The sequence below is a fragment of the Exiguobacterium algae genome (assembly GCF_018617875.1).
Lineage (GTDB): Bacteria > Bacillota > Bacilli > Exiguobacteriales > Exiguobacteriaceae > Exiguobacterium > Exiguobacterium algae.
Window position 1 is genome coordinate 89,591 of sequence record NZ_JACSKZ010000001.1, and the last position, 24,530, is coordinate 114,120.

Annotated in this window: 27 protein-coding genes and 1 other RNA gene; 9 read left to right on the forward strand and 19 right to left on the reverse strand. The window is 51.6% G+C overall.

Annotated elements, in window-relative coordinates:
• The first annotated feature begins 21 nt into the window (after positions 1 to 21).
• Entirely contained in the window at positions 22 to 459 is a 438-nt protein-coding gene (locus KNP03_RS00435; RefSeq protein ID WP_214823781.1) for a MarR family winged helix-turn-helix transcriptional regulator, read from the forward strand.
• 93 nt (positions 460 to 552) lie between these two features.
• On the opposite strand, the gene KNP03_RS00440 is transcribed toward KNP03_RS00435, so the two are convergent.
• The 5 genes from KNP03_RS00440 to KNP03_RS00460 form a co-directional block, all read right to left on the reverse strand.
• Positions 553 to 1,194 carry a class F sortase gene (locus KNP03_RS00440; protein WP_240544394.1) on the reverse strand — a complete coding sequence of 214 codons (642 nt, stop codon included), beginning with the start codon at positions 1,192 to 1,194 and terminating at the stop codon, positions 553 to 555.
• Positions 1,139 to 1,936 (reverse strand): DUF4397 domain-containing protein, encoded by a 798-nt coding sequence (locus KNP03_RS00445; RefSeq protein ID WP_214823783.1) that lies wholly within the window; start codon positions 1,934 to 1,936, stop codon positions 1,139 to 1,141. Before KNP03_RS00445 ends, KNP03_RS00440 begins: the two co-directional genes overlap by 56 nt.
• Positions 1,937 to 2,177: 241 nt before the next feature.
• The gene (locus KNP03_RS00450; RefSeq protein ID WP_214823784.1) at positions 2,178 to 2,891 is read right to left on the reverse strand and encodes a glycerophosphodiester phosphodiesterase; all 714 of its coding nucleotides are present in this window, start codon (positions 2,889 to 2,891) and stop codon (positions 2,178 to 2,180) included.
• Positions 2,888 to 4,360: a carboxypeptidase M32 gene (locus tag KNP03_RS00455; RefSeq protein WP_214823786.1), complete on the reverse strand. Its 1,473-nt coding sequence runs from the start codon at positions 4,358 to 4,360 to the stop codon at positions 2,888 to 2,890. The genes KNP03_RS00450 and KNP03_RS00455 overlap by 4 nt, the downstream gene beginning before the upstream one ends.
• 86 nt (positions 4,361 to 4,446) lie before the next feature.
• Positions 4,447 to 5,970: an FAD-dependent oxidoreductase gene (locus KNP03_RS00460; protein ID WP_214823794.1), complete on the reverse strand. Its 1,524-nt coding sequence runs from the start codon at positions 5,968 to 5,970 to the stop codon at positions 4,447 to 4,449.
• Between the two features lie 200 nt (positions 5,971 to 6,170).
• Here KNP03_RS00460 and KNP03_RS00465 point away from each other — a divergent pair, with 200 nt between their 5' ends.
• Positions 6,171 to 7,142, forward strand: a complete 972-nt coding sequence (locus tag KNP03_RS00465; RefSeq protein WP_214823795.1) for a D-alanyl-D-alanine carboxypeptidase family protein — start codon at positions 6,171 to 6,173, stop codon at positions 7,140 to 7,142.
• Positions 7,143 to 7,505: 363 nt separating this feature from the next.
• Positions 7,506 to 8,987 carry a sodium/proline symporter PutP gene (putP, locus tag KNP03_RS00470; protein ID WP_214823798.1) on the forward strand — a complete coding sequence of 494 codons (1,482 nt, stop codon included), beginning with the start codon at positions 7,506 to 7,508 and terminating at the stop codon, positions 8,985 to 8,987.
• Between the two features lie 46 nt (positions 8,988 to 9,033).
• Here putP and KNP03_RS00475 read toward each other — a convergent pair whose 3' ends face one another.
• From KNP03_RS00475 to rnpB, 8 genes are all read right to left on the reverse strand, one after another.
• Positions 9,034 to 9,339 (reverse strand): hypothetical protein, encoded by a 306-nt coding sequence (locus KNP03_RS00475; RefSeq protein WP_214823800.1) that lies wholly within the window; start codon positions 9,337 to 9,339, stop codon positions 9,034 to 9,036.
• 15 nt (positions 9,340 to 9,354) lie between these two features.
• Positions 9,355 to 9,909 (reverse strand): hypothetical protein, encoded by a 555-nt coding sequence (locus tag KNP03_RS00480; protein ID WP_214823802.1) that lies wholly within the window; start codon positions 9,907 to 9,909, stop codon positions 9,355 to 9,357.
• 80 nt (positions 9,910 to 9,989) lie between these two features.
• The gene (locus tag KNP03_RS00485; RefSeq protein ID WP_214823804.1) at positions 9,990 to 10,811 is read right to left on the reverse strand and encodes a YihY/virulence factor BrkB family protein; all 822 of its coding nucleotides are present in this window, start codon (positions 10,809 to 10,811) and stop codon (positions 9,990 to 9,992) included.
• Positions 10,812 to 10,925: 114 nt separating this feature from the next.
• The gene (locus KNP03_RS00490; protein WP_214823806.1) at positions 10,926 to 12,344 is read right to left on the reverse strand and encodes an alanine/glycine:cation symporter family protein; all 1,419 of its coding nucleotides are present in this window, start codon (positions 12,342 to 12,344) and stop codon (positions 10,926 to 10,928) included.
• A gap of 60 nt (positions 12,345 to 12,404) precedes the next feature.
• Positions 12,405 to 13,304, reverse strand: a complete 900-nt coding sequence (locus KNP03_RS00495) for a Gfo/Idh/MocA family protein (protein WP_214823813.1) — start codon at positions 13,302 to 13,304, stop codon at positions 12,405 to 12,407.
• A 68-nt stretch (positions 13,305 to 13,372) separates the two neighbouring features.
• The gene (locus KNP03_RS00500; protein ID WP_214823814.1) at positions 13,373 to 13,555 is read right to left on the reverse strand and encodes a hypothetical protein; all 183 of its coding nucleotides are present in this window, start codon (positions 13,553 to 13,555) and stop codon (positions 13,373 to 13,375) included.
• 200 nt (positions 13,556 to 13,755) lie between these two features.
• Positions 13,756 to 14,919, reverse strand: coding sequence for a THUMP domain-containing class I SAM-dependent RNA methyltransferase (locus tag KNP03_RS00505; RefSeq protein WP_214823816.1), 1,164 nt, complete (start codon positions 14,917 to 14,919; stop codon positions 13,756 to 13,758).
• Positions 14,920 to 15,029: 110 nt separating this feature from the next.
• An RNA gene (gene rnpB, locus KNP03_RS00510) (RNase P RNA component class B) lies at positions 15,030 to 15,398 on the reverse strand.
• Positions 15,399 to 15,518: 120 nt separating this feature from the next.
• Between rnpB and KNP03_RS00515 the strand changes: the two genes are divergently transcribed.
• The gene (locus KNP03_RS00515; protein WP_214823817.1) at positions 15,519 to 15,923 is read left to right on the forward strand and encodes a hypothetical protein; all 405 of its coding nucleotides are present in this window, start codon (positions 15,519 to 15,521) and stop codon (positions 15,921 to 15,923) included.
• Between the two features lie 48 nt (positions 15,924 to 15,971).
• Here KNP03_RS00515 and KNP03_RS00520 read toward each other — a convergent pair whose 3' ends face one another.
• Together KNP03_RS00520 and KNP03_RS00525 are read right to left on the reverse strand one after the other, a co-directional pair.
• Entirely contained in the window at positions 15,972 to 17,432 is a 1,461-nt protein-coding gene (locus tag KNP03_RS00520; protein ID WP_214823818.1) for a S8 family peptidase, read from the reverse strand.
• Positions 17,433 to 17,522: 90 nt separating this feature from the next.
• On the reverse strand, positions 17,523 to 17,930 hold the full coding sequence (locus tag KNP03_RS00525; protein ID WP_214823819.1) for a hypothetical protein: 408 nt from the start codon (positions 17,928 to 17,930) through the stop codon (positions 17,523 to 17,525).
• Positions 17,931 to 18,108: 178 nt separating this feature from the next.
• Here KNP03_RS00525 and KNP03_RS00530 point away from each other — a divergent pair, with 178 nt between their 5' ends.
• Positions 18,109 to 19,002: a hypothetical protein gene (locus KNP03_RS00530; RefSeq protein ID WP_214823820.1), complete on the forward strand. Its 894-nt coding sequence runs from the start codon at positions 18,109 to 18,111 to the stop codon at positions 19,000 to 19,002.
• Between the two features lie 39 nt (positions 19,003 to 19,041).
• On the opposite strand, the gene KNP03_RS00535 is transcribed toward KNP03_RS00530, so the two are convergent.
• Positions 19,042 to 19,467, reverse strand: coding sequence for a hypothetical protein (locus KNP03_RS00535; protein WP_214823821.1), 426 nt, complete (start codon positions 19,465 to 19,467; stop codon positions 19,042 to 19,044).
• 179 nt (positions 19,468 to 19,646) lie between these two features.
• Between KNP03_RS00535 and KNP03_RS00540 the strand changes: the two genes are divergently transcribed.
• Positions 19,647 to 20,564, forward strand: a complete 918-nt coding sequence (locus tag KNP03_RS00540; RefSeq protein WP_214823823.1) for an alpha/beta hydrolase — start codon at positions 19,647 to 19,649, stop codon at positions 20,562 to 20,564.
• Here the strand turns inward: KNP03_RS00540 and KNP03_RS00545 are convergent.
• On the reverse strand, positions 20,503 to 21,198 hold the full coding sequence (locus KNP03_RS00545; RefSeq protein WP_214823824.1) for a CPBP family intramembrane glutamic endopeptidase: 696 nt from the start codon (positions 21,196 to 21,198) through the stop codon (positions 20,503 to 20,505). The two genes, KNP03_RS00540 and KNP03_RS00545, sit on opposite strands and share 62 nt — an antisense overlap.
• Before the next feature lie 77 nt (positions 21,199 to 21,275).
• Between KNP03_RS00545 and KNP03_RS00550 the strand changes: the two genes are divergently transcribed.
• Both KNP03_RS00550 and KNP03_RS00555 read left to right on the forward strand, forming a co-directional pair.
• Complete coding sequence (locus KNP03_RS00550; RefSeq protein ID WP_214823825.1) at positions 21,276 to 21,968, forward strand: lysozyme family protein; 693 nt, start codon at positions 21,276 to 21,278, stop codon at positions 21,966 to 21,968.
• A gap of 28 nt (positions 21,969 to 21,996) precedes the next feature.
• Positions 21,997 to 22,584, forward strand: a complete 588-nt coding sequence (locus KNP03_RS00555) for a DUF1643 domain-containing protein (protein WP_214823826.1) — start codon at positions 21,997 to 21,999, stop codon at positions 22,582 to 22,584.
• A gap of 40 nt (positions 22,585 to 22,624) precedes the next feature.
• Here KNP03_RS00555 and KNP03_RS00560 read toward each other — a convergent pair whose 3' ends face one another.
• Both KNP03_RS00560 and KNP03_RS00565 read right to left on the reverse strand, forming a co-directional pair.
• The gene (locus KNP03_RS00560; protein WP_214823827.1) at positions 22,625 to 22,891 is read right to left on the reverse strand and encodes a hypothetical protein; all 267 of its coding nucleotides are present in this window, start codon (positions 22,889 to 22,891) and stop codon (positions 22,625 to 22,627) included.
• Positions 22,892 to 22,903: 12 nt separating this feature from the next.
• A complete protein-coding gene (locus tag KNP03_RS00565; protein WP_214823828.1) occupies positions 22,904 to 23,785 on the reverse strand; it encodes an SMP-30/gluconolactonase/LRE family protein in 882 nt (293 codons plus the stop codon).
• A gap of 140 nt (positions 23,786 to 23,925) precedes the next feature.
• Between KNP03_RS00565 and KNP03_RS00570 the strand changes: the two genes are divergently transcribed.
• Entirely contained in the window at positions 23,926 to 24,525 is a 600-nt protein-coding gene (locus KNP03_RS00570) for a class I SAM-dependent methyltransferase (RefSeq protein ID WP_214823829.1), read from the forward strand.
• The last annotated feature ends 5 nt before the right edge of the window (positions 24,526 to 24,530 follow it).

Consider the following 24,530-nt stretch of genomic DNA (forward strand, 5'->3'; position numbering starts at 1 on the left):
ATGTAGGAGGTAGCTTCGAGGATGACAACACCAGTAGAAACCGCTTCACGCCGCCAGTTAGTCGCTGATGCCGAGCGTGGAATTCGCATGAACTATCGCGGAGTCAAAAAAAATCTCCGTTCGATGTTCTCCCAGTACTTGACGCGAAACGAATTCTTCATTCTTCGTTCGCTCTGTCAACAAAGTCCTCAAATCGCCTCTGCGCTATCGAATGAGTTTCAATTTTCCGCTTCGATGATCACAGCACTCGCTGATGAGTTGACGAAAAAAGGATTGATCTCGCGCGAACGGAGTGAACGTGACCGCCGTGTCGTGGAACTTCAAGCCACGGACGAAGGACGTGAACTGTTCGAAACGTTAGAAAGCATGAAGATCGAGTACTTGATGGATGTGTTCGAAGATTTTTCGGATGACGAACTTATTTTACTTTCAAAATTACTAGATCGCATGGACGCTTAATTGCGGATAGCTCTAAAAGGACCGGAACGGGATTCGTTCCGGTCCTTTTTTAGTACAAAAAGCGCAGGCATCCTGAGATGCCTGCGCCTTAAACTATTCAATAAGTTGCGCTGTGACAACGACACGGTCCCGATACCCTTCTTGCGGGTCGTATGGTCCGGCACATGTGATGAGTTGAAGACGCTTGGACTGGGTCGCCGCAAAGATTGAAGCAAGCGGCATGTCGTTCAGCCGGTACTGCTTGATTGAAACCGTCTCATAGTTTGCGCTCTGTTCACCGTTACGGAGTGTCACCACGTCTCCGGGTCGGATACTTGCCAAGTCCGCAAAGATGGCGGGTCCATTCAAATCATCAAGATGTCCTGACAAGACGACATTCCCAGTGGCTCCAGCCTTCGCCCCGAACTGATACCAACCGACCTGATCGATTCGGTCCGGTGTGCCCATTCGTCCTTGCTCGTCTATTCCGACGGCTTCAATCACGGTCTCGACTCCGATCGAGGGGATCGACAACTGAGCCGGGATGAAGCGTTCGGAGTAGAAGGATTGACGGTCGACCGGTTTCGCGCTCAATACTTCGGGTTGCGCAAAATCGACCGTCGGAAGGACGAATGATTTGTCCGGTGCATCGACGACTGTACCGAATGCGAGGAACGTGAGTGTTCCGACAAAGATCAGCTTAAGCGTCTTGCTTTTGACGACGAAAGACGTAGAAGCCAGCCGCTGCCGCTCCAACTACCGCTGCAGCGAACAACCAGTTCATTGAAGCCGTTTGAGCGAGTCCACCTTGACCTGTTTCAGGTGCCATTGCCATTTCCCCGCCGTCCGCGGCGAGAAGGACTTCAAACGCCGGCTCGCCTTCAAGCAATCCGATTGCGAATGCTGTATAGTTCATGCCACCTTCAAGTGCGACACCGTCGAGCGCTTTCACGACATCCATCGAACCGGCTGGGCGGATTTCGAGGTCATACGTGCCAGCGTCCAATGTTCCGTAGTCGCTCACCCCTTTGAACTCAAGGTTCGAGAAGAGTGCGTCCCCGCCTTTAGGCGCAACGTCTACGGCTGGTGCGTCAGGTGAGAAGTGTGCGACGCGGACTTTAGATTTTCCATCTTCAAAGTTCGCATCGTCTTCCATTGCCGCAATCTCGATATTTTCGAGCTGCCCGATCGCGGCTGCTGTATAAAACTTGCCAGCCTCGATTGAGAGGTCTGCTGCGACAACGACTGTTTCAGCATCACCTGCTGGCTTGATCTCAACGTTGTAATCTCCTGCAGGAAGCGTCAAGTAGTCGGTAAGGTCTTTAAACTCTGCCCCTTCGACCGCGACTTCCCCATCCACATACACGTCGACCGCCGGTGCATCAGGTGAAGCATGTAGCACACGGACCATTGCGTTCTCATGACCATCGGCACTAACCGGTAAGATAAACGCGAAAGCCAGTGCAAGTGTACCAAGTAAAGACATCAACTTCTTCATGTGAAATTTCCTCCTTTTTGACCTTGGAAACCAAACGATTTGCATACGATAAGTGTGATGCAATGCTACATGGTGTGCTACATCTGAGTGCTATGTAGCCTGGTGACATCTTAAACTTAAGACAACGGTTCGACGACGTAAAGGTGAGGGTGTGTCCGCAATGTGCTGTGACATTGGAAACGCTTTCCTTCACACAATTGACACTTCCCTCTCGCCCCAAAATAAAAACCCCGTAATTTGTCTACGGGGTCAAAACATGGGTTGCCCATTGCACATCGTTGACGAATACCGCGTCGACCCCGAGCCGCTCAAAACGTTGGAGCTGTCCGGATTGTTTCACAGTATACGGTCTGACACGAATGCCAATGGACTGTAAGTGCAGGATGTCTTCGTCGGTCAAGACATCGACATGGGGATGTACCGAGTCGGCCCCGACCATCTGCATATATCGTGGCAAATCAAACAGAGGTTGCGCTAACAGGAGGGCGCATTCGATCCTCGGTTCGAGTTGTTTCAGTCGGTGGATTGTGTTGTGGTTGAACGACGAGAAGATGACGCGGTCCAAATCGATTGAAAACATGCTGAGCCGTTCAATCACTTTTTCCTCGATCCCGGGGTAGCGGCACCGGTCGGTCTTGATCTCTAAGTTCAAGAGCGTTTGACCATCTTTGATGAGCTCGAGCAGTTCGTCTAATGTGGGGATTTGCTCGTCCAACCCGAAACGGACGCCCGCATTATATTGTCTCAGCTCCTGGAGGGTCTGGTGGTGAACCATCCCCGTACCATCGGTCGTCCGCTCGAGGTGTTCATCATGGATCAAGACGAGTTCTCCGTCCCGGGTCATATGGACATCGGTTTCGATCCCGTCCGCCGAAGCATCAAGCGCGAGCCGGAAAGATGACATCGTATTTTCAGGCTTTTGCGCCATCACTCCACGATGTGCGAACAGTTTCATGCCCGAGCTCCGGTGTATTTTTCACTCAAGTAACGGATCAACGGTTTGACCGAGATGGCTTCCCCTGTCACTTGTTCAATCAATTCATTCGGCGTCAATCGCTTGCCGTGGCGGTGAACCTGCTGCTCCAGCCATTGTTTGATTGGGGCGAAGTCACCCTTAGAGACGAGTTCCTCAAAATTCGGGAGGTCGGCCCGCATTTTTTCCGTGAGCTGCGCCGCATAGATCAAACCGAGCGCATAACTCGGGAAGTACCCGAACGAACCGCCTGCCCAATGGACGTCCTGAAGAACACCTTTCGCATTACTCGGCACATCGAGTCCTAAATACTCTTTATATTTTTCATTCCACGCTTCCGGCAGGTCATCGACTGAAAGATTTCCTTGAATCAATGCCTTTTCGAGTTCATAGCGGATGATGATGTGTAAACTGTAGGTCAATTCGTCCGCCTCGATTCGAATCAAGGATGGCTTCGCCTCGTTGACACCGGCATAGAACGTGTCAAAGTCGATTGATGTGTATGGTGGATGGACTTCCTGTAGTTTCGGGTAGACACGCTCGAGGAACGCGACACTTCTACCGATAAAGTTCTCAAAGAAAAGGGACTGGGACTCATGGATGCCCATTGATGCCCCGCCACCGAGACCGAGTTCATCCAACTCCGGGGCAATCTGCTGTTCATATGTGGCGTGTCCCGCTTCATGCATCGTGCCGAACAGGGCGTTGCGGCAATCCTGTTCGTCGTACTTTGTCGTGATGCGCACGTCACGACGGTTGATCGTGATCTCGAACGGGTGCACGGTCGCGTCGAGACGGCCACGTGTCAAATCATAGTCGACGACGTTCATCCAGTCATGGCAAATTTGTTTTTGAACCTCGGCCGGCATCGACCAATCGATCGAATGGGTCTCTTTCGGCAGCTGTTGGATGAGAGGAACCAGCTCCTCCCGTAAAGCGAGGAACAGCTCATCCAATTGCTCGACGGTCATCCCTGGCTCGTAATCATAGAGCAAGGCGTCATAAGGGTGTTTCTCGTATCCGAAGTAATCTGCAAATTTTTGCTGGAAGCTGACGATCTTCTTCAAATACGGCGCGAACATGTCCCAGTCGTCCTGCTCTTTCGCTTTTTCCCACGCCGTTTCCGATTCGGAGACGAGGGTCACATACGCCTGATACTCGTCATGAGGAATTTTGGCATTCCGCTCGAACTGCGTTTTCGCCACCTCGACTGATCGCCGCTCAGCAGAAGACAAGCCCTCAGCACTCCCCGCATCGTTCAAAAGCGACTTAAACGATTCGCTCGTCTGACGTTTGAACGCCTCCGTCGATAAGTATCCGATTGTTTCTGCACGAAGCGGTGCCGACTGTTCCGGCATTTGAGTCCGCATGTCCCAGTAAAGAAGCGAGATTGCCTCATCAAAAGCCCGTAACTGTTTAAAGTGCTCCCGCCATTGTTTCATTAGTTCCATCTGATCAACCACTCCTATACGATGATGTCATTACTCTTTAACTCTATTATAGCTGACAACGTTTGCCTACCATTCTCTGCCCGTTTTCATAAATCATCTCGTGCTTCATAAGAGAGAGGCTTTGTTGCCGGACCCTCGAGGACGTTTCCTAATGAATCGAAGCGGGACCCGTGACACGGACAGTCCCATGTCCGCTCGGCATTGTTCCATTTGACCGTACAGCCGAGATGGGTGCATGTCGGGGATACGATATGGCATTGATTCTCCAAGTCACGGTAGACGCCGACCTTCTTCCCTTCGAGTTGGACGAGCCCGCCTTCATCCAACTGCAACGCATCGACCGTACCCGTCTCTTCTGTCTTCCCTTTGACGAATTGCGTGACGGTATCGACGTTCGTTTTCACAAACGATCTCACATCATGCGGTTTGACAGCAGAGCGGAGCGGTGAGATGAACCGGGCGTAACGGTTCTCTGTTCCGGTCAACAGGTCCGCGAGTAGCCGCCCCGCCGCAATCCCGTTCGTCATGCCCCATTTAAGAAACCCGGTCGCGACCCAGATGTCCGGTTCACGCTGGAACATCTGTCCGACATACGGTAAACGGTCCAACGTAATCAAATCTTGGGAAGACCATCTGAAGGACGCACGAGAAGCATGGAATGTTTGCTGGGCGAATGCTTCAAGTACATCATAACGGCTTCTCGTATCGGTCACCTGTCCACTCAAATGTCCCTCCCCGCCGACTAGGAGATAGGTTTTCCCGTCTTCGTGGTAATCTCTGAACGACCGGCTCGGTTCATCGACACTTAAGAACATTCCTTCCGGTGGCGCCTCTTCCATCTCACAGGCCACGATATACGACCGTTCGACGGTGAATTTTGAAACGTAGAGTCCTTTCAGGTCATTGAACGGATAATGGCTCGCCACGACGACCTGATTCGCTTGGACCCTACGTCCGGTCGAGGTCGTGATGATTGGTCGGGGACCTTTGCTGATTTCAAGTGCTCTCGTCTGTTCATAGATGACACCGCCTGATTGGACGAAGCGGTCGGCCAATTCGTGTAAATAGTTGACGGGATGAAATTGAGCCTGGTTCCGTATGACCAACCCCTGTTTGACAGGGAACGGAAGGAGCGTGTTCAGTTCGGTCGTGGCATCTCCCCCGTCTACCCCGATTCTTCGGTAAGCGTCCAACTCGTCCTCCAATTCAGTCGACTTTTGCGTGCTGTAAAGGTACGAATCTTTGATCTCAAAATCCATGTCAAACCCGGCATCGTGCTGATCTTGTAAGTAAGTCAGGGATTCCTGATTGAACGTGTAATACAGTTTGGCCACCTCTTCGCCGAACGTCCGAATCAAGTGTGAGTAAATGGTCCCGTGCTGCACGGAACATTTTGCCGTCGTATGTCCGGTCGTTCCGTGTCCGATTTCAAGCGCCTCAAGCAAGACGACCTGTTTTCCGCGACGCTGCAGTTCAAATGCACAGACGAGACCGGCGATTCCAGCCCCAATCACGGCAATCTCGGTGGATACGGATTGCTTGAGCTGCTCATATGGCTTCGTTCGGTCATGCTGACGCCATAGCGAATTCGTGAACGGATAGCGATGCATGTCATGTCCTCCCTTCGGATAAATCAGTCTGTACATCTATACCCGTAAACCCATTCGGTTCAGCATGCACCAATCATTGACCTACTTCTTTATTTTCATGACGATTTGGAGCGTCGTTTTCTATTATGTTAGTAAAGTAAGAATAGAAGGAGGGACTTAGTTTGATCCGTAAACGGAGACACCGAAGAAGCACGTACATAATGAGACGAATCGCGGCCGGTTTGTTGCTGTTAGGGATAGTGGCCCTAATCCCGGCACTGCTCGGATTCAACAAAGAAGAGGACAAGACGCCAACCGTTGCCAAAGAATCGGTACCGGTCGCCGAACCGATGAAGCAAGGCCCTACATTTCCCGATATCCCGATGAAGGATTGGACGATTTCATCGACCCCGCTCGTGAATACAGACGAAGTAATGGTCGGTGCCATGACATTCGTCGACGTCACGGAAGGTACGATTCTGATTGATAAAAATGCCGACGAGCGTGTCTACCCGGCGAGCACGACAAAACTCATGACGGCCCTGCTCGCTTATGAGAAAGCGGCGGAAGCCGGTGAGCTCGATCAGCCTGTCATCACGATCAAAAAGTCGACACTCGACATTCCATGGGACAGTCACATCGCCCACCTTTCTGTCGGGGACCAATTGACCGTCAGACAGGCATTATATGCGACTTTGCTCGAATCCGGGAATGACGCTGCGAACAGCTTGGCCGAATATACGAGTGAGACGACGAGTGCGTTCGTAGAATTGATGAATGAACGGTCGAAAGTACTCGGTCTGACGGGGACACATTTCATGAACGCCCACGGCTATTCTGACCCGAACCATTATACGACCGCCAACGACATGGCGAAGATCGCCTACGCGTTCAGTACCTATCCGGAGTTGATCGAGATTGCCGGGACGTATGAGTATAAGGCCGAGTTCAATGACCAGGACGGGAACGGAAGACGCAGATGGTGGTATCATCTCGGTTCGGCGGTCAATGAGCGCAGCATTCATTATTCTAAACATGTCACAGCGACGAAGACCGGCTATACTGATGAATCCGGTTATACGATGGTCTTCATCATGGAACATGAGGGCAAATCCTACATCCTCGTCACGATGCAGGCGAAGTCCGGTCAAACGTTCCCGACCATGCGACTTGTAGAAGATTTAGCCTTCTAATTCTTATCTCAATAGGATGTTGATGACTTCAGTGAGCTCCCCCCACGGGAGCTCTTTTTCTATTCAAACGGTCGAAAATCGCAGTTTATGTTACAGGAATGTTACATCAGGAAGTCCTCAGGATGACAAATTGTCAGAATATTTAAACTTTTTATTTGTTTAAATCCGACCTCATCCCCTGATATGATAGGCTTTAGAGCGGTTTTTGGGGAAAAGTGTCAGTTTGCAATCATTTCTGAGGTTCTGTAAGGTTAACCACAAGTTCGCCTTTTCAATTGGCGACTCGATCTGTGTGAAGCTTTCACACGATTTAAGTTTATGGTTGTTAAGATCAAATTTGATTTATCTATAGGAGGTTATTTGATGCAATGGCAAGAATGGGTATCAATCGCGCTCTATCTCGTGATGATGCTCCTCATCGGTTATATTGCGTACAAACGCACGACCGATTCATCAGATTATATGTTAGGTGGCCGTAAAATGGGGCCAGGCGTAACTGCCATGTCAGCCGGGGCTTCGGACATGAGTGGTTGGATGTTAATGGGACTACCGGGTGCGATGTACGCAACTGGACTATCAGCAATTTGGTTAGCCGTTGGATTGGTCATCGGAGCTTACTTGAACTACTTGTTAGTCGCTCCTCGACTTCGCGTCTTCACAGAGATGGCGAACGATTCGATCACGATTCCTGACTTCTTAGAGAATCGGTTCCGAGATCACTCGAACTGGCTACGGATCCTGTCTGCATCCGTCATCATCATCTTCTTCACGTTCTACACGTCAGCCGGACTCGTATCTGGCGGGAAGTTGTTTGAAAGCTCATTCGGAATCAACTATCAGACTGGTGTCATCGTAACGATCAGCGTCGTCATACTTTACACGCTCTTCGGTGGATTCACAGCGGTCAGTTGGACAGACTTCGCACAAGGTGTCATCATGTTCTTGGCACTCGTGCTCGTACCATTTGTGGCGTTGACAGACATCGGTGGCGTAGAACCTGCCGTTAACTCTGCGACAGCAATCAACACTGACTTGTTCGATCTCTTCAAAGGGACGACAACACTTGGGATCATCGGTCTCCTTGCTTGGGGACTCGGATACTTCGGTCAGCCGCACATCATCGTCCGCTTTATGGCAATCCGTGATGTGAAGTCAATCAAGAAAGCTCGCCGTATCGGGATGAGCTGGATGACCGTTTCAATCATTGGTGCCGTGATGACTGGTTTTGTAGGTATTGCTTACTTCCGTGGACAAGGCAATCCGCTTGCCGACCCAGAGACAGTGTTCATCCGCTTCTCTGACGTATTGTTCCACCCGTTCATCACAGGATTCTTACTCGCTGCCATTCTTGCAGCCGTCATGTCGACCGTATCGTCACAGTTGCTCGTTACGTCTTCAGCTCTTACAGAAGACTTCTATCGTAAGTTCTTCAACAAAGAAGCAAGTGAGAAGACAATGGTTCTCGCTGGACGAATCGGTGTCTTGACTGTCGGACTTGTTGCGACACTCATGTCACTCAACCCGTCAAGCACGATCTTGACGCTCGTCGGCTATGCATGGGCAGGATTTGGTTCTGCATTCGGTCCGGCCATCTTGCTCTCACTCTATTGGAACAAGATGACTCGTCAAGGTGCACTCGCAGGAATCCTCGTCGGTGCAATCACTGTCATCCTTTGGATTGTTTCTGGTCTCACGACAGTTCTTTATGAGATGGTACCAGGATTCTTCCTCAGTATGCTCGCGATTGTACTCGTCAGTAAGTTCACTAGCCAGAAAGAACAAAAACGCATCTCTCGCGAATTTGGTGAAATGGAAGCTGAACTTGCAGCAGCTAAAGAAGAATAAACACAATAAAAAAATCGGCTCTTTAACAGAGCCGATTTTTTTATGTTCACATTGTCGTCGCAATCAACCATACGCGTACGATGAACGGGATGAGCACGAGAACGAGCATGGCATACCGCATCCATCTGTTCCGGTTCCAATAGTAGGCCATCAAAACAAAAGGATGCAGGGCGACCAACTGATAAGGGTTGAACCAGAACCATGTAATGATCAAAACGATCAAATAATATAAGACAGATTTTTGCTTCGTCGTTCTGTACTCCCGCCACATGTCATAGGCGCCTTTAAAAAAAGCGATCAACGTGGCAATCCAAAATACAATCACAATGATATTGTCTAATCCAGTAACCAATCCCGTAACCACCTTCTAAGAAGCATTTTCAAAATAGAAACCGCCCCAATAAATGTGGCGATACGTAAACTCTTTCCCACTTTCCGCGGTGATGACGATCTCGTCTTCGGTCAACACGAGTACATGGACCGGAATCTCACCTTGACGTAACATCGGGCTGAACAATTGGAACTGTTTGTTCAACCACTTCCGCTCGGAAAAGTCTTGATAATGCGATAATGCTAAAATCGGATGAATCAAATACACAGCGATGACGAGCGCGATGGCTCCCGGCGAGGCGGCAATTTCCGTAAGAAAAGAAATCACGAGGAGTAATGATAACACGGCGTAACCAAACTCCACCAACTCCATCAGTGTGGCCCGACTGGCAATGACATATTGCACGACCCGGAACATCACATAGAGCAGAACACTCACCATTACATATTCAGAGAACGGAGCACCTCGCATGGATAGATCGAGATAGAATAGGACCGGTAACAGGATAATCCACTTCCATAATTGTAAGGCGAGGTAAAACAATGATTGATCGATGAAACGACGGTTGTGAACGAGCCGTTGCATATCCATGTTTCCCACCTCCGATTAAAAGATGTGACCTTATCGTTACCATTCCCCATAAATGAAAATGATAACAGGCAATTACACTTCTATCGCTTATTTTCTTTTCGGGCAATCATTGCTGCATTTAATAATCCACCGAGCAGGATGACCGAAGCTGCGACATAAAACCAGATCAATAAGATGATGAATGCCCCGAGCTGGCCATAAAACTGTTCATAGCTCGCATACTGAGAATAGTAGCTGAACGCATTCGAGACTGTCAATATGCCGAGGGTCGCAAACAACGCCCCACCCCAACTGTTTTTAAACGTCCCTCTCGCACTCGGAAGCCACTTATAGACGAAGACGAACACGATGAAGAGAATCGACGTCCCGACTCCCCACCGGAAGTAAAACCAGATTTGGGCATACCGGGCGACAATCTCATCGACGAACAAGATATACGTCGACAGCTCCCGGAGAGCCGTCTCCGTCACCGGAACGAGTAGAGAAAACGGCAGCACGAACATCAAGGCCAGTGTGATGGCGATGTCCTGGAGCGCTCCGCGCCAAAAGGATTTCGTCCGCACGACCTGATAAGCATCGTTCAACGCCCTTACGAGCGATTGGACCGCGATCGAGGAGATCCAAAGGGCAGGCAGAATGCTGAACGAGGCGATTTTCAGTCTTGAGTCATCAAAGATGGCCTCAATGGTTCCTTGCAACAATTTATAGCTCGCCTCCGGCATAATCAAGGATAAGGCTGAAATCACATCCCCGCTCGAGAATGGTAAAAATGCGACGATCCCGAGGACGAACAATAGAAATGGAAACGTCGATAAAATAAAATAGTAAGCCAACATGGCCGCTTGATCATAGAATCGTTCTTGAAAAAACCGTTTGACAACGGTCGAAATCACGTGTTTCATCGTTACTCGCTACTTTCAATTTATTATTGTTAATGTGGTATTTGAAATAATTTTATCAAGGGAAAAGACAAGAATCCCCTTAGCGGAGAATCTTGCCTTCCTTGATCATTGGGTTCAGCTGATCTGTTCTTCTTTCGATTCCCAAGCCTCGACGTGTTCTTTTCCGGGAAGGTCGACATTATCACGGAAGAATGTCGGGTCTTTACCGGCCCGTTTCTGGGCGATGTAGTCGTCAAGGAGCACTTTCGCGACCTTGCTCAACCGGAAGATGGCGTACATGTTGACGAGCGCCATGAGTCCCATGAAGATATCGGCGATCGACCAGACGAGTCCGGCCGAACGGATTGATCCGAAAAAGACCATTCCGATGACGGCAATGCGATACAACACCAGATACCGTTTCTTCTCGGAAATGAATTCGATATTCGTCTCACCATAATAGTAGTTCGCCAAAATCGAGCTGAACGCGAACAACAGGATGGCAATCGTCATGAGCGAGGTCGCAACCGGTCCGATCTCGACGAGCAGTGCTTCCTGCGCGAGTTCGATTCCTTGGAACTCCTCAGAACCTTGTACACCGGAAATGAGGACGATCATCGCCGTCGCCGTACAGATGAACAGCGTATCGACGAACACACTGAGCGATTGAATCAAGCCTTGCTTGACCGGATGGCTGACTTCGGCCGTGGCCGCAGCGTTCGGCGCAGAGCCCATCCCCGCCTCGTTGGAGAACAAGCCGCGACGGATCCCCTGAAGGACAGCGGCTCCGACCGCACCTCCAAACAATTCTCTGAATCCGAACACGCCCTCTGAGAAGATCGCCGAGAAGACGGCCGGGACGACGTCAAGATTCGTCAAGATCACCCAGATCGACAAGAGGATGTATCCCCCTGCCATGACCGGGACGATGACCCCGGACAACGTCGAAATCGAACGAATCCCGCCGAAGATGACGATGCCGGTGACGACCGCCAAAATCAACCCGATCCACCACGTGTTGATCTCAAACACGTTGTTCACAGACAAGGCGATCGTGTTCGCCTGGACAGAGTTGAACGCAAATCCGAACGAGAACGTGATCAAGATCGCGAAGACGATCCCTAACCACCTCTCTCCCAATGCGCGTTCGATGTAATAAGCCGGTCCCCCGCGCCATGCCTTCCCATCGTGCACTTTATACACTTGGGCGAGCGTACTCTCGACGAACGCGGAGGCCGCCCCGATCAAGGCGATGAGCCACATCCAAAAGACGGCGCCGGCCCCCCCGAGGGCGATGGCGGTCGATACCCCGGCGATGTTTCCGGTCCCGACACGGGCGGCCGTCCCGATGGCAAACGCTTGGAAAGAAGATACTTGCCCTTTTTCATGTTTAAGCCCTTTGACAAACAAGAGCTTGAACATCTCGGGTAACATCCGGAATTGGACGAACCCCATTCGAACCGTAAAGTAGATCCCCCCGATAATCAATACAAAGATGAGCGCATACGTCCATAAAATGTCATTGACTTGCATGATCAGTTCTTTTATATCCAAATCATCCGCCTCCTTTTACCGATTTTTACCCACTCTGAAACGGTCAGAAACTGCCTGTATTCACACTTCCTTTAGGATTTCCTCACAGATCCGGTGGGTTTCAAGACTATCTTCCGCCAAGACCGAACCGTTCGGCTCGCCTTCAAGAAGCTGAACGAACGCCTCCAGCATCGTCGTGAAGCCACGTCGTTTCAGATTCGACTCCCACGGGCTCAGTGCACGCTCCTGGACTCCCGCCGGTGTATAATCGTACACTCGCTCGACGTCCCGCGACACCCGTTTCACATCCGGTGACATGACTTCCATCACTTCTTCGGTACAACCGCTATCCCGGTTCATGACACCGACGGCGAGGACTCCGCCTGCCGTGAACTGGATCATAAGCTGCTTCAAAATCCCTTCTTCAACGCGAGTCGTGACGTGTAGGCCATCCACAGGGGCGCTATTCGTCAAATAGCGTAACGTGTCGACGACATGGACGAAATCTTCGATGATGAACTCGCGCAGTGTCGCCGGCGAATACGTTCGGTTCTTCTGGATGACGACCATGTTCGGGTCGGTCACTTCCTTGAGCGCTTGCGTCGCCGTGGCGAAACGACGATTGAAGCCGGTGACGAGATGTACTCCGTTTTTTTCGGCGATTCGAACGAGTTGCTCCGTCTCTTCATACTTGAACGTGACCGGTTTATCGATGAACACGTGTTTCCCGTTCTTCAAAAAATATTCCGCCTGATGCCCATGCGCTGCGGTAGTGGAGTGGATCATGACGGCGTCAATTTCTTCAAGCGGCACGGACTCAATCGTTTCGTACGCGCCACTGAACCGATAGCGCGCGACCATCTCCTCCGCTTTCTCACGGTCTCTTGAGACCAGAAAGACGTTGATGTTCTTCATTCCTGCATAGACGGGTAAGTACGCTTTCTTGGCGACGTCCCCGATTCCGACGACCAATAGATTCATTTCCATCACTCCTTCAATTGATGACTCATTATGTACGGACAAAACCCGAAGCATGAAGCCTCGGGTGGTTATTTCACAGCGATGATCTCAATACTCGTGATCGGCTCACGGATCGCGTCCGACACGATTTGGTACAGTTGATTCAATTGATCGTTGTCATTCAAATCCGGTTTCCGGTCCATCTCGACCTCCACCGTCCGTGTCGTCTGTTCTTTCGCGTGAAAATAATACTCGACTGTATACGTCTGCATTCTCTGTCCCCTTTCTTATTATACATATGTAATGTATAACCTGTTCCCTTCCGGATGAAACAAATGTGAAGACTTCTTTGACACGGATTGTCCACCTCCCAGTTGGAGAGCCAGATCATCCAAAATTGTTTGAGAACGTAAAAAAAACCGCTCCTAGGAGCGGTTAATGTGTCTTAGAAGACAAGGTGTGCGAGGAGTGATTACTCACCCTTGTTTTTTGGCTCTACGTTAGGCTTCGGACGACGTTTACCGAAATATTGGTAGTACTGCGTCTCGATATTCCCGTTATAAAGCTTCCGACGCTTCGTCGCCGGACGGCCATATGCCTTCTCGAAATCCTCGTAGCTCGTCAGCATGTAGACGCTGTAACCCGGGTATTTCGCATATTGCTGACCGATCCGTTCATACAGGTCGATGATCTCTTCTTCCGATTGGAGGCGTTCCCCGTATGGCGGGTTCCCGATGATGACGCCGTACTCTTCTTTTGGCTTTAAGGCAGCCGCGTCGCTATGGACGAACGTGATGGCGTCACGGACGTCAGCGAGCTCCGCATTGTCTTTCGCAAGCTTGACCATGCGTGGGTCGAGGTCGATCCCGTAGATTTTAAGCGGCTTATCCCACTCCGCCTTTTCGTTTGCTTCATTGATCGCCGCATACCAGGCTTTCTTCGGGATACACGTCCAGTCTTGTGAGAAGAACTCGCGGTTGATCCCCGGTGCGATGTTTCGGCCGATCATCGCCGCCTCGATTGCGAGCGTCCCGGAACCGGTGAAGACGTCATAGAACGGCATGTCCGGACGCCAGTTCGTCAATTGAATCATTGCTGCCGCCATCGTCTCTTTGAGCGGTGCCTGCGAATGGAGTTCACGATAGCCGCGACGGTGGAGCGGACCTGACGTGTCGATCGTGATCGTCGCAACATCTTTTAAGAGCGCCACTTCGATCGGGAATTTCGCTCCTGTTTTCGGGAGCCATTCCCCTTGCTTGTTGTAGCCGCGTTGCATCGCCTCGACGATCGCCTTCTCCGTGATCTTTTGACAGTCTCGGATCGAGAACAGTTTCGATTTGACCGAGCGACCGTCAACCGTGAACGCAGCGTCCCATGGCATGAGATCTGTCCACGGCAAAGACACAACCCCGTCGAATAACTCTGTGAACGTTGTCGCCTTGAACTCGGCTACGACGAGTTTGACACGGTCCGCTGTCCGGAGCCACATGTTCAGACGCGGGATGTCTTCCATTTCCGCATCGATGTAGATCCGTCCATTCTCCACCTCACACGTATATCCGAGGTCGCGGACCTCCTTTGCGACAAGCGCTTCGATGCCCATTGCCGCTGTGGCAATCAATTTCCGTTTCGTCATTCTATCGCCTTCTTTCTAATCATAATTTTTCATCAGTAAATTAATCATGTAAAAAGGAGCTCAAGTTAATTTGCTTGAACTCCTTGTCGATGTTAGTTGAGACTATGTTGTCCTGTAAGCCATGTTCTGTACTCCGGTGCTCATAACGGTCTCCCTGGCACGATGGAGTGACAATCATCTATCTGCGCGCAATCGGCGCCCTCCGTCCCGTTCGGTTCCGGTCGGGAAGTTCCCCTACCATAGTTTGGGTTTCTCGCTCGTGGGGTTTACCTCGTTCCACTCTGAACGTTTCCATTCAGACTCCGTCACTGTGGCACTTTCAAGAAGCGTGCACCGTATCCGAGGACTTAGGTGCTTCTTCTGCCGTCAACTTGCGTTGCCTACACTTATCGTTTCGTGTAGCACGATCACTACAGCCGTCACAGGCTGTGCGAGCATGGACTTTCCTCAAGACTCTCGTCCCGCGATTGTCCAGACCCCATAGTCACTTCACCCATTGTAGCGGATTATGCGCACGTTGACAACTCAAATCCCGAACTTGATTTTACGAACCGTCAGCGCTAAAATAAGGCGTGTTCACTGAATAAGGAGGGATTTTGATGCATCAAGATGCGAAAAATGGTTGGATCCAACGTCTGACCTATGTAATTGAAATCGATGACATTAAAGTGCTCCACCCGAACAACGGCGTGTTCGCCTTCTATCGGAACAACCGACTTGTCCGTGGGTTCGAACCGTTCGACATCAAGGCTCCGAACGAGTTGTCGAAGCGTTCGTATCATTTCGACCATCATAACCTGGCACATCTACAAGAACGCTTCCCAGAGGCGATTCCTTTATATGATGCGACGGCACAGACCCGTCGCGAATGGAGCGACACCGTACGTGTCGGTCTGTGTGACATTATTCGAGATGGAAAGTTGAGCTTTGAGCATATCGATGACCAAGGCAATGTCTTAGAAGCTAGCATCCGTTGGTGTGGGGAAGCCATCACCATCGACTGACAAACGAAAAGCCACTTCACTCATAAAATTGAGCGAAGTGGCTTTTTTTTAGAGTTGTTCGATCGTCTCTGCCGAATCGGGTTCCGGTTCAGACGGGACAGGCGGTTCATAATGAGTGGAGACCGACTTCTCCGTGACATCGGTCGGTTTCAAGATGACCGTCAACGGTTTCGACGTGTCGCCACGTACCGGGAAGGCCCCGGGGATATGAAGTGCCTCATAGACGGTTTTCCCTGCATCATCTTTGACTGTGACGATGCCTTTACGGGTCGTCTTCACCTCGAACGTCTTGTCATCGACTGCCTTCACAGTGACACTTGTCTTCAACGTGTTCACGTAGTTGATTGTGCGGCTCGTATAGCGTTTATACTTCCCATCGGTCACTTGTGCGACGATTCGGTACTTCCCGCTCGGTAGCCAGTCTCCTCTCGAGTACATCGTGAACAGCTTGTTCGGAGTCAGCGTCTTTACTTTTCTCCCGTCTTTGTACATTGCGAACGACGTCTTCAAATTCGAGTGGTTCGTCACACTCAGTTTGATTTCTCTCACATACCGGCTCCGAAGCGTCGACGGGGTCGAGATGTGGATCGGCCGCGGCGTATGATCAACCAACCATTTCGTATTCAGTTCCGCATACGTTTTGCCTGGTTTCCGAGGCATCTTCGCAATCATCGTATCGATTTCCGCCGGCGTCAGAAATGGGTTGACCGATTTGACGAGCGCGAGACTCGCTGTGACCATCGGTGCCGCGACAGAGGTCCCGTTCAAGTATGTAAACTGATTGTTTACCCCGAGGGAGAGAATACTGACACCCGGTGCGACGACTTTCACATGATTGTCCATGTTGCTGAAGCGCGCGATCCGATGGTTCGAATCGATGGCTCCGACGGCAATGACTTCTTTCATGCTCGCCGGGAACGAGGTTCTGTCCTCCCCGTCATTCCCGGAAGATGCGACGACGATGACCCCTTTGGCACGGGCACGTTGAATCGCATTTGCCAACCGCTCGTCATATTCTTCACCGCCGAGTGAGATGTTGATGATGTTCGCGCCTTTAGCGACCGCGGTATCGACCGCTTTTGCGACGATCCACGTATCGGTATATTCTGAATCTTCCCCATAGAACACATTGTAAAAATGATAGCGCACGTTCGGTGCGAGACCCGCGATGCCGTATTTGTTATGTTTTCCGGCCATGATGCCGGCCGTGTGGGTGCCATGAAAATCCGCAATATACGGTCCTTGCAGCGATTGGACGACCCGTGGCACATTCTTTAATTCAATATGGTTCCGGTCAGCGGACGAGTCGATCAATGCGACGACGATATCGCGTGCGCCCCGTGTCTTGTTCCAGGCGAGGTCCGTTCCGGTTTGCATGATATAATATTGATTCGAGATTCGAGGTTCTGTTGTCGTATAGCCATGTTTTTCGAGTAACACCGGCTTTGACGCAGACGCGGCTGACGGGATGAGAATCGCCAACGCGGTCAGTAAAGCTATCCGTTTCATTCATTTCGCTCCATTCCAAACAATCGAAGTTGAGATTATTATCTCAAATCACGAGCCGAATTTCCCTTTTTTTATAAAAATATTATTTTGTCACCAATCCCCCGGTTCGTCCGCTTGGTCCATCTCATAGTCAATGATCTTTCCGATCGTCAAATACGTATAATACCGGGCGAGCTCCACGCGTGACGGGTCCGGTTTGAAGCCATCCAGGTCTTCTCCGAGCGGCGAACCGTCGATCGTCTCGAACTGCTGGCAAAAAAAAGACTCCGTCTCCGTATCCCAGACAATCCGGTCGCCGATATAACCGCTGCCGAAGCGAATGTAGTCGATGATTGAAGGGACGATGACTTCCGATGGCAACCGCTCGCTCATCCGGCCGACGAGTTCATAGCGTAGCCGGTCGGCTTGTCCGGCTGCTTCGAGTGAGGTGCATTTCAACACTTCTTTATTGATCTCGACCAAGACGACATAATCTCCCGGTTCAATGGAAAGCTTCATCTCCTCACCCCCACCCTCTCGTTAGCCACTTCGTTCTCTGATCCTCTACATAGATGTATTCGGAATGAAACGAGGAATTCCTGTAAGCACATAAAATTTCCTAAAAGGTGATTGGGATTTACATGTTGAAATCGCTTTTTGTTATACTAAAGATATGAATGGAGAGAGGATGTGTACTATGGCCAAACGACCATTGACCCCTCGCGAAAGTGAATTGATTGCGACCGCCCTGTTTGTCGTCGGAACCGTCCCGTACGCCGGCCACATCGACCGTCTTGAATCACTCACGCTTCGTGATATTGCTGACGATTACATGAACGGGACCATCACATCGGCCAGTGCAATCGATGCGTTAGACCAGTATATTTATGTTCGACGCCATCGCTTCAAAAATGTGACCCCGCATAACCTATGGACGCTCGACGACCGGACGGAGCAGGAAGCGTTACGTCACATCTCAAAACGTCCAGAACTGAAAAAAGGACAGACGCTGAATAAACGGAATCAACCGTTCCAGGTCGGTCAAAACATCGAGTTCAAAGTGGACAAGCATGTCGACCGCGGTCAGTTCCGGATCTATATCGGGAAGCAACAAGGGTACACGTGCAAAGCCCAATCGAAAGAACGGGAAAAACACAAAACGCTCTCGGGCTGGATCACCCATATCGACCCGAAGGACCGCCTCGTCTTCGTGAACTTGACCGACTATGGACGATTGCCGCTCGAGAAAGAGTATAAAGAGCAACTCGAATCGATGAGTGTCGCCTTGCTTGGATGGTTCGCAACGGCCACGCTTCCTGCTGAGACAGACGCGTTGACGGCGAAAAAGATGCTCGCCACCCTCCAACGCCGCGACCAGCCTTATTGGTTCACCCTTACCGAGGCGTTGAACCATCCCCGGCCGGAGCACGTCAAACGTTGGGGAACGGTCGTCAATCTCCTGATCAAAGCAAGCACCGGTGACCAAAAGGCGATCCAAACGTTGGAGACACAGGAAGACAAATACTTTAAGGATGCATTCATTCGCGCACTCCGCGCCTTACATGAGCATCTCTCGAAGTCCACAACCTAAAAAGCACGAGATCGGGACCGCCCCGACCTCGTGCTTTTCTTATTGCGAGACACGCAGCCCGACTTCCGGCTGACAGACGCTCTCGAGCTGATAGGTGAGCCAACCACCGAGCCGGATGCGGACGACCAATGTCCCGGTCTCTGAGATCGATGCCTCATCAATTTGAATCATTCGTTCTTTAATGTGATTTGAGGCGAGTTCGATCGCACCGAGGGCGACCAGGGCACGGACGAATTCATCCGGTCGGACACGGACGGTTTCAGCCAATTGACGAACCGGCAACTTGATTTCACGACCGTGCCCATCAAAATATCGTTCGATGATCAAATCCAGTACCACGCCCATGGCGGACTCACCGCCAAAAGCGGTGCAATTGAACTCGACCCCGTCTGCCAGTCGGCCGGTCGTCTCCGTCAATAAGGTTTGCAACGTTCGATAAAGAAGGTGACGCTCCATCTGTCTCACCTGTCCTCTTCTTCTGAGATACGTTCAGTTTAAGGCGAAACGGATTTTTTCACGACTTCCCTCCTGTCAACGAACAGTTCCGCTAATAGGCAGTAAGCCTTGACGTTATCTTACAAAAGCTGAACGGTTCGCGACATATCGGGTACAATAAAACAAGAGATGAAAGGAGACGGTTCACGATGCAGCATAAATGGAAACTGGGTGCGGCGACACTTTTCGCCGGATATTACGGAATCAGCTACTATGCCTTCAAACGAATGACGCGAGGGAAACGGAAAACACCGGAGATGTTACTCGCCCCTTATACGGCAGAAGATCAATCTTTTTACCATGACGTTCCTTTCGAGCACGTCTCTATCCGTTCCCGTGACGATTTACGCTTGTACGGACGGATCTATCGGAACCATAACGCCAAGAAATGGGTCGTCTTTGTACACGGTTATACGGCCTCCCACTCTTTCATGGCTCCTCACTTAGCGATGTTCCACCGGCTCGGGTACAACCTGCTCGCGGTCGATTTACGTTCACACGGGGAGTCTGAAGGGGTCTACGCCTCCTACGGCTATCACGAGAAGCAGGACATGGCCGACTGGGTCGACTGGTTACGTGAGAAAGAGCAAGTCGACACGATCGGGCTGCACGGGGTCTCTATGGGGGCGGCGACGGTTCTTCAGACCGCGCCTTTGACCGATGTCGATTTCATCATGGCCGAGTGCCCGTTCGATGACATGCGGCAGCTGATGCGACACCAACTCATCGAGCTTCACCGGCTCCCGGGTGACCTGTTCCTTCCGGGGATCGATTATTTCCTCTGGTCACGGGCCGGTTTCCGGATGAAGGAAGTCCGTCCGAAAGCGGCGGTCGAACAGACTGAAACCCCGATCTTATTCATTCACGGGTCAAAAGACGATTTCGTCCCGACGTGGATGTCTGTCGAGATGAACGCGCTCAACCGCAAAAACGACCTCACCTTGATTGATGGGGCCGAGCATACGGACTGCATCATAAAAGATGCCGTGGGCTATGAGCGTGCGGTCACTCACTTTTTGAATCGACATGGATTGGACCAGCGATCAGATCAAGAAGGGCATGGATGACCATGACGGGCCAAAGGATCCCCATCGCCAAATAGAGGGCACCGAGCCCCACCCCGACGACGCCTGTCGTGATGACGCCCCGCAACCCCTGATAGGCGTGGGCCATACCGAACAACAGTCCCCCGATGATGGCGAGCGTCAGGTGGGAGGCGTCAAAATAGAGTGTGAGGGTATAGAGTAAGACCCCACGGAAGATGAACTCCTCGGTCACACCGGCTGTGACCGACACCGCTTTCCACACCTGTTCTTCCGATGAGGTACGCGGTAACAGCAACTTTTCCATGTCAAGCTCATAGTGAGGTCGAAGCCGGGCCCGTAACCGGGGCGACGTTTTGACGAGAAGATAACAGACGAGACTGATTGCGATGAGGATAGAGGCCAAAAAGAACGCCTGCCACGCTCGTTCGTCACCGCTCGGTGGGAAGAATTTCAACCCGACTTCTTTTGGCGGTACTTGAAATAAAAAAACGAGCGCGAGCAACAGCAGACTCAATCCCCACGCCGATTGGATCGTCTGTTCGTACACTTTCGTCCGACCGAGCGATTGGATCATCGGTTCGATCAGTCGGGCGTTGAACAATTGGACGATCAATAAATAGCCGATGATGACGGTAAAAATCAATTGTTCGAGCATCCATATCCTCTCCTGTCCTTCCTCTTAGCTATATGCTACACTATTCGGGTATTGTCTAAAAGCTAGGAGGCGGTATCTTGAAGCGATTGATGCTGCGACTGACCGGACTGCTCCTCGTGCTCGTCCTTTTTCTCGGTGCACTGGGCTGGCTCGGTCAACATGATAAAGTAAACAACGGATTATATCGAACCTATTACGGGGACAACGGCATCCCGTCCACGCACGTGGACGTCTATCAGGATGCGGCGACCACGTACGACGTCGACTGGAAACTCCTCGCCGCGGTCCACCGCGTTGAGACCATCTTCTCGCACAGCTCCTCGATGCGCTCCTCTGTCGGGGCGATCGGCCCGTTCCAATTCATGCCGCGAACGTGGCTCGGCTGGGAATATGACACGGAAGACATTCGCGGGGACGTCCCGGAGGATGAGGTCGATTTGACAGACCTTTCCTTGATCGACCAGTACGGAGGTCTCGGACGTGACGGCGACGGTGACGGGAAAGCAGACCCGCACAGCCTGGTTGATTCTGCCCATACGGCGGCTTATTATTTAAGTGAGCATGGCGGGACGACGAGCGACTCCGCAACGTCGATTCAAAACGCGATCTTTGAATACAATCGAAGTGAGCAGTATGTCGATGACGTCATGTCGTTTTATGAATCGTATCAAACGGACGTCGTCCTTATTCCGGACGACCGTCTGACAGTCAAACAACAAGCGGCCTACTATGCCATTCGCTACATCGAATGGTTCAAGACGTTGGGCTGATTTCATTCAATCGAAGTGAGGAATCCATATGAACACGCATGTAGAGGAAGTGACGATACGCGTCAAGTCGGTCTTCAATGAGGATAAGACGAAACGCTATATGCGCACTTATGAGTTTACAGACGTCCAAGACGGTGTCATCTGTGCGGTCATCATCTATTCACCCCGCATGAGCGACGCTTTCTTGTCCGGCACGACGACGCAACGTGCCTACATGTTGATGCGTAACCACCTTGAGCAACCGATCCGTGAGATGCGGGTCATCAGTCTCGTCCCGACGCTCGCGATCAGTGACGACCTCCCGTACGTCGAGTCCCAACTCGATGAGGTGAACTATCACTACGTCGAAGAGACGTTGAAAGACGTCGAGAACAGCAACGGCATGATCATCGTCGGCTGGGGCTCCCCGGGACGCCTCATGCACCATGCGACTTCTTATAAGACGCTCTTCGCCGATTACGAGGCACAGATGTACTGCATCGGGACGACGGCAAAAGGTGAGCCGCAACAGATCCGAATGGCCAACGAGAACACCGTCCTCGAGGCGTTCAACAACGAATCCGTGAAACCGAAGTTTAAAATCGTGAAAGAAACAAAACAAGACGACTCCGAGTGAGTCGTCTTGTTTTATGGTCTGATTCATTTTCAGTGGAACTTCATTCCTCGAGCGCCTTCCGCTCGGCCTCCGACCGCGGGTAAGCGTTCGCCTGCCACTCCGCGCGGTAGATCGAATCGAGCTGGGTCAATCCGACCTCGTCGGTATCCTTGTCCGCGTCGACGCTCGACACCTCGTCCCATTTCGGGTCGAGATAAGAGTGGTCCTCCTCGCGTTTCCGGTCCGCCCGAATCTTTTGAATCCCCGCACCGGTCACTGCCGCAATCGCCAACCCGATTCCTGCACGCACCAATAGACGTTTCACCATGTCGTCTCCTCCTTACCGTCCGAAACGATATAAGGGCATCCCTTTCACATTTGTGTCGACGAGAAAGACCGAACCGGCGTCCGGATACTTTTCTAGCGCCGACTCATCCATCCCCTCCCGGGCCGTCGTGATGGCCAAACGATTCAAGCCGTCCCCGATGAAACAGCAAGACGTCACGTTCGGGGCAGGGACGTTCACTTCTAACAGCTTCTCCCCCGTTTCCGGGTCCCAACGCGAGACTTTGCCACCGGCGTAATGTGCGACCCATAAGCACCCGTCCACATCCGAGGTCATGCCGTCCGGGAAGCCCTCCTCCGCCTCGAAGTCGACGGCGACCGTCCCGTTCGAGAGGGTCCCGGTCCGCAGATCGAAATCATATTTGCGAATCGTCTTCGTCGGCGTATCGATATGATAAAAGACGGAGTGGTCCGGTGACCACGTCAACCCGTTCGAGAGGGTCAGCCCCCGTAAGAGTTCCGTCGTCGTCCCGTCCCGGTCCAGCCGATACAATGTCGCCTGTCCTTCTTGGTCCTGCAGGTGGAGTGTCCCGGCGAACAGGCGTCCATACGGGTCCGCCTTTCCGTCATTGAAGCGTAACTCCCCTTCCGGGTCGTCCAACTCGACAATCTTATCCAACTCACGGAAAATCTCATCCCATTCGTAGATCCCGTCCTTCAACCCGACGACGACACCGTCCGTCACTTTCGGAACGACAAAGCCGAGCTGCTGGCCCATATCAAACGAAGACAATTCGTCCTCTTTCTCGTCATACCACCAGAGCGTATGGCCTTCGATATCCACCCAGTAAAACCGTTTCAGTTCCGCGTCCCAACAAGGTCCTTCGCCTAACGTGTTCCGGACCCGAATCCAAAGCGATGCGTCTACTCTCTCCATTACACAGCCTCCACTCTATCTTTTAGTACAAAATCCTATTCCCGTAGATGGGACGGAATAAGCATGAAACGGACAAATGGTTCTCCCGGCACGCATCTTGGTATACTGAAGAAGGAAATCACAAAACGAGGAGTGACGACATGTCAAAATGGGACAAACGCTATGATACGGACGTCTACGTATACGGGACGGAACCGAATGAATTTTTGAAGCAGTACTTCACCGCGCACGACATGGAAAAGAAACGCATCCTCGCCATCGCGGAAGGCGAAGGACGGAACGCCGTCTGGCTCGCCTCCATCGGTCATGACGTCGAGATGTGGGACGGCTCCCGGGTCGGACTCGAAAAGGCCGAGCGGCTCGCCGCGACGAAAGGCGTCTCAATCAAGACGAAACACGTCGACCTGTCGGATGCGCTATGGGAAGAGGCGTCGTACGACGTCGTCGTCTGTATCTTCGGTCATTTCCCGCCGGACGTCCGTCAAGCCGTGTTCGACGGCGTCAAACGGACGCTCAAACAAGGCGGACTGTACGTCACCGAGGTGTATCATCAGGACCAGCTCATGTACGGCACGGGCGGACCGGGTGATGCGAACCTGCTTTACACCGTCGACACGTTCAAACCACTGACGGCGGCACTCGACACGATCTTACTCTGCCAACAGACCGTCGAGCGTCAGGAAGGATTGTTCCATCACGGGCAATCGTCGGTCGTCCAATACGTCGGGATGAAACGTTAAAAAAC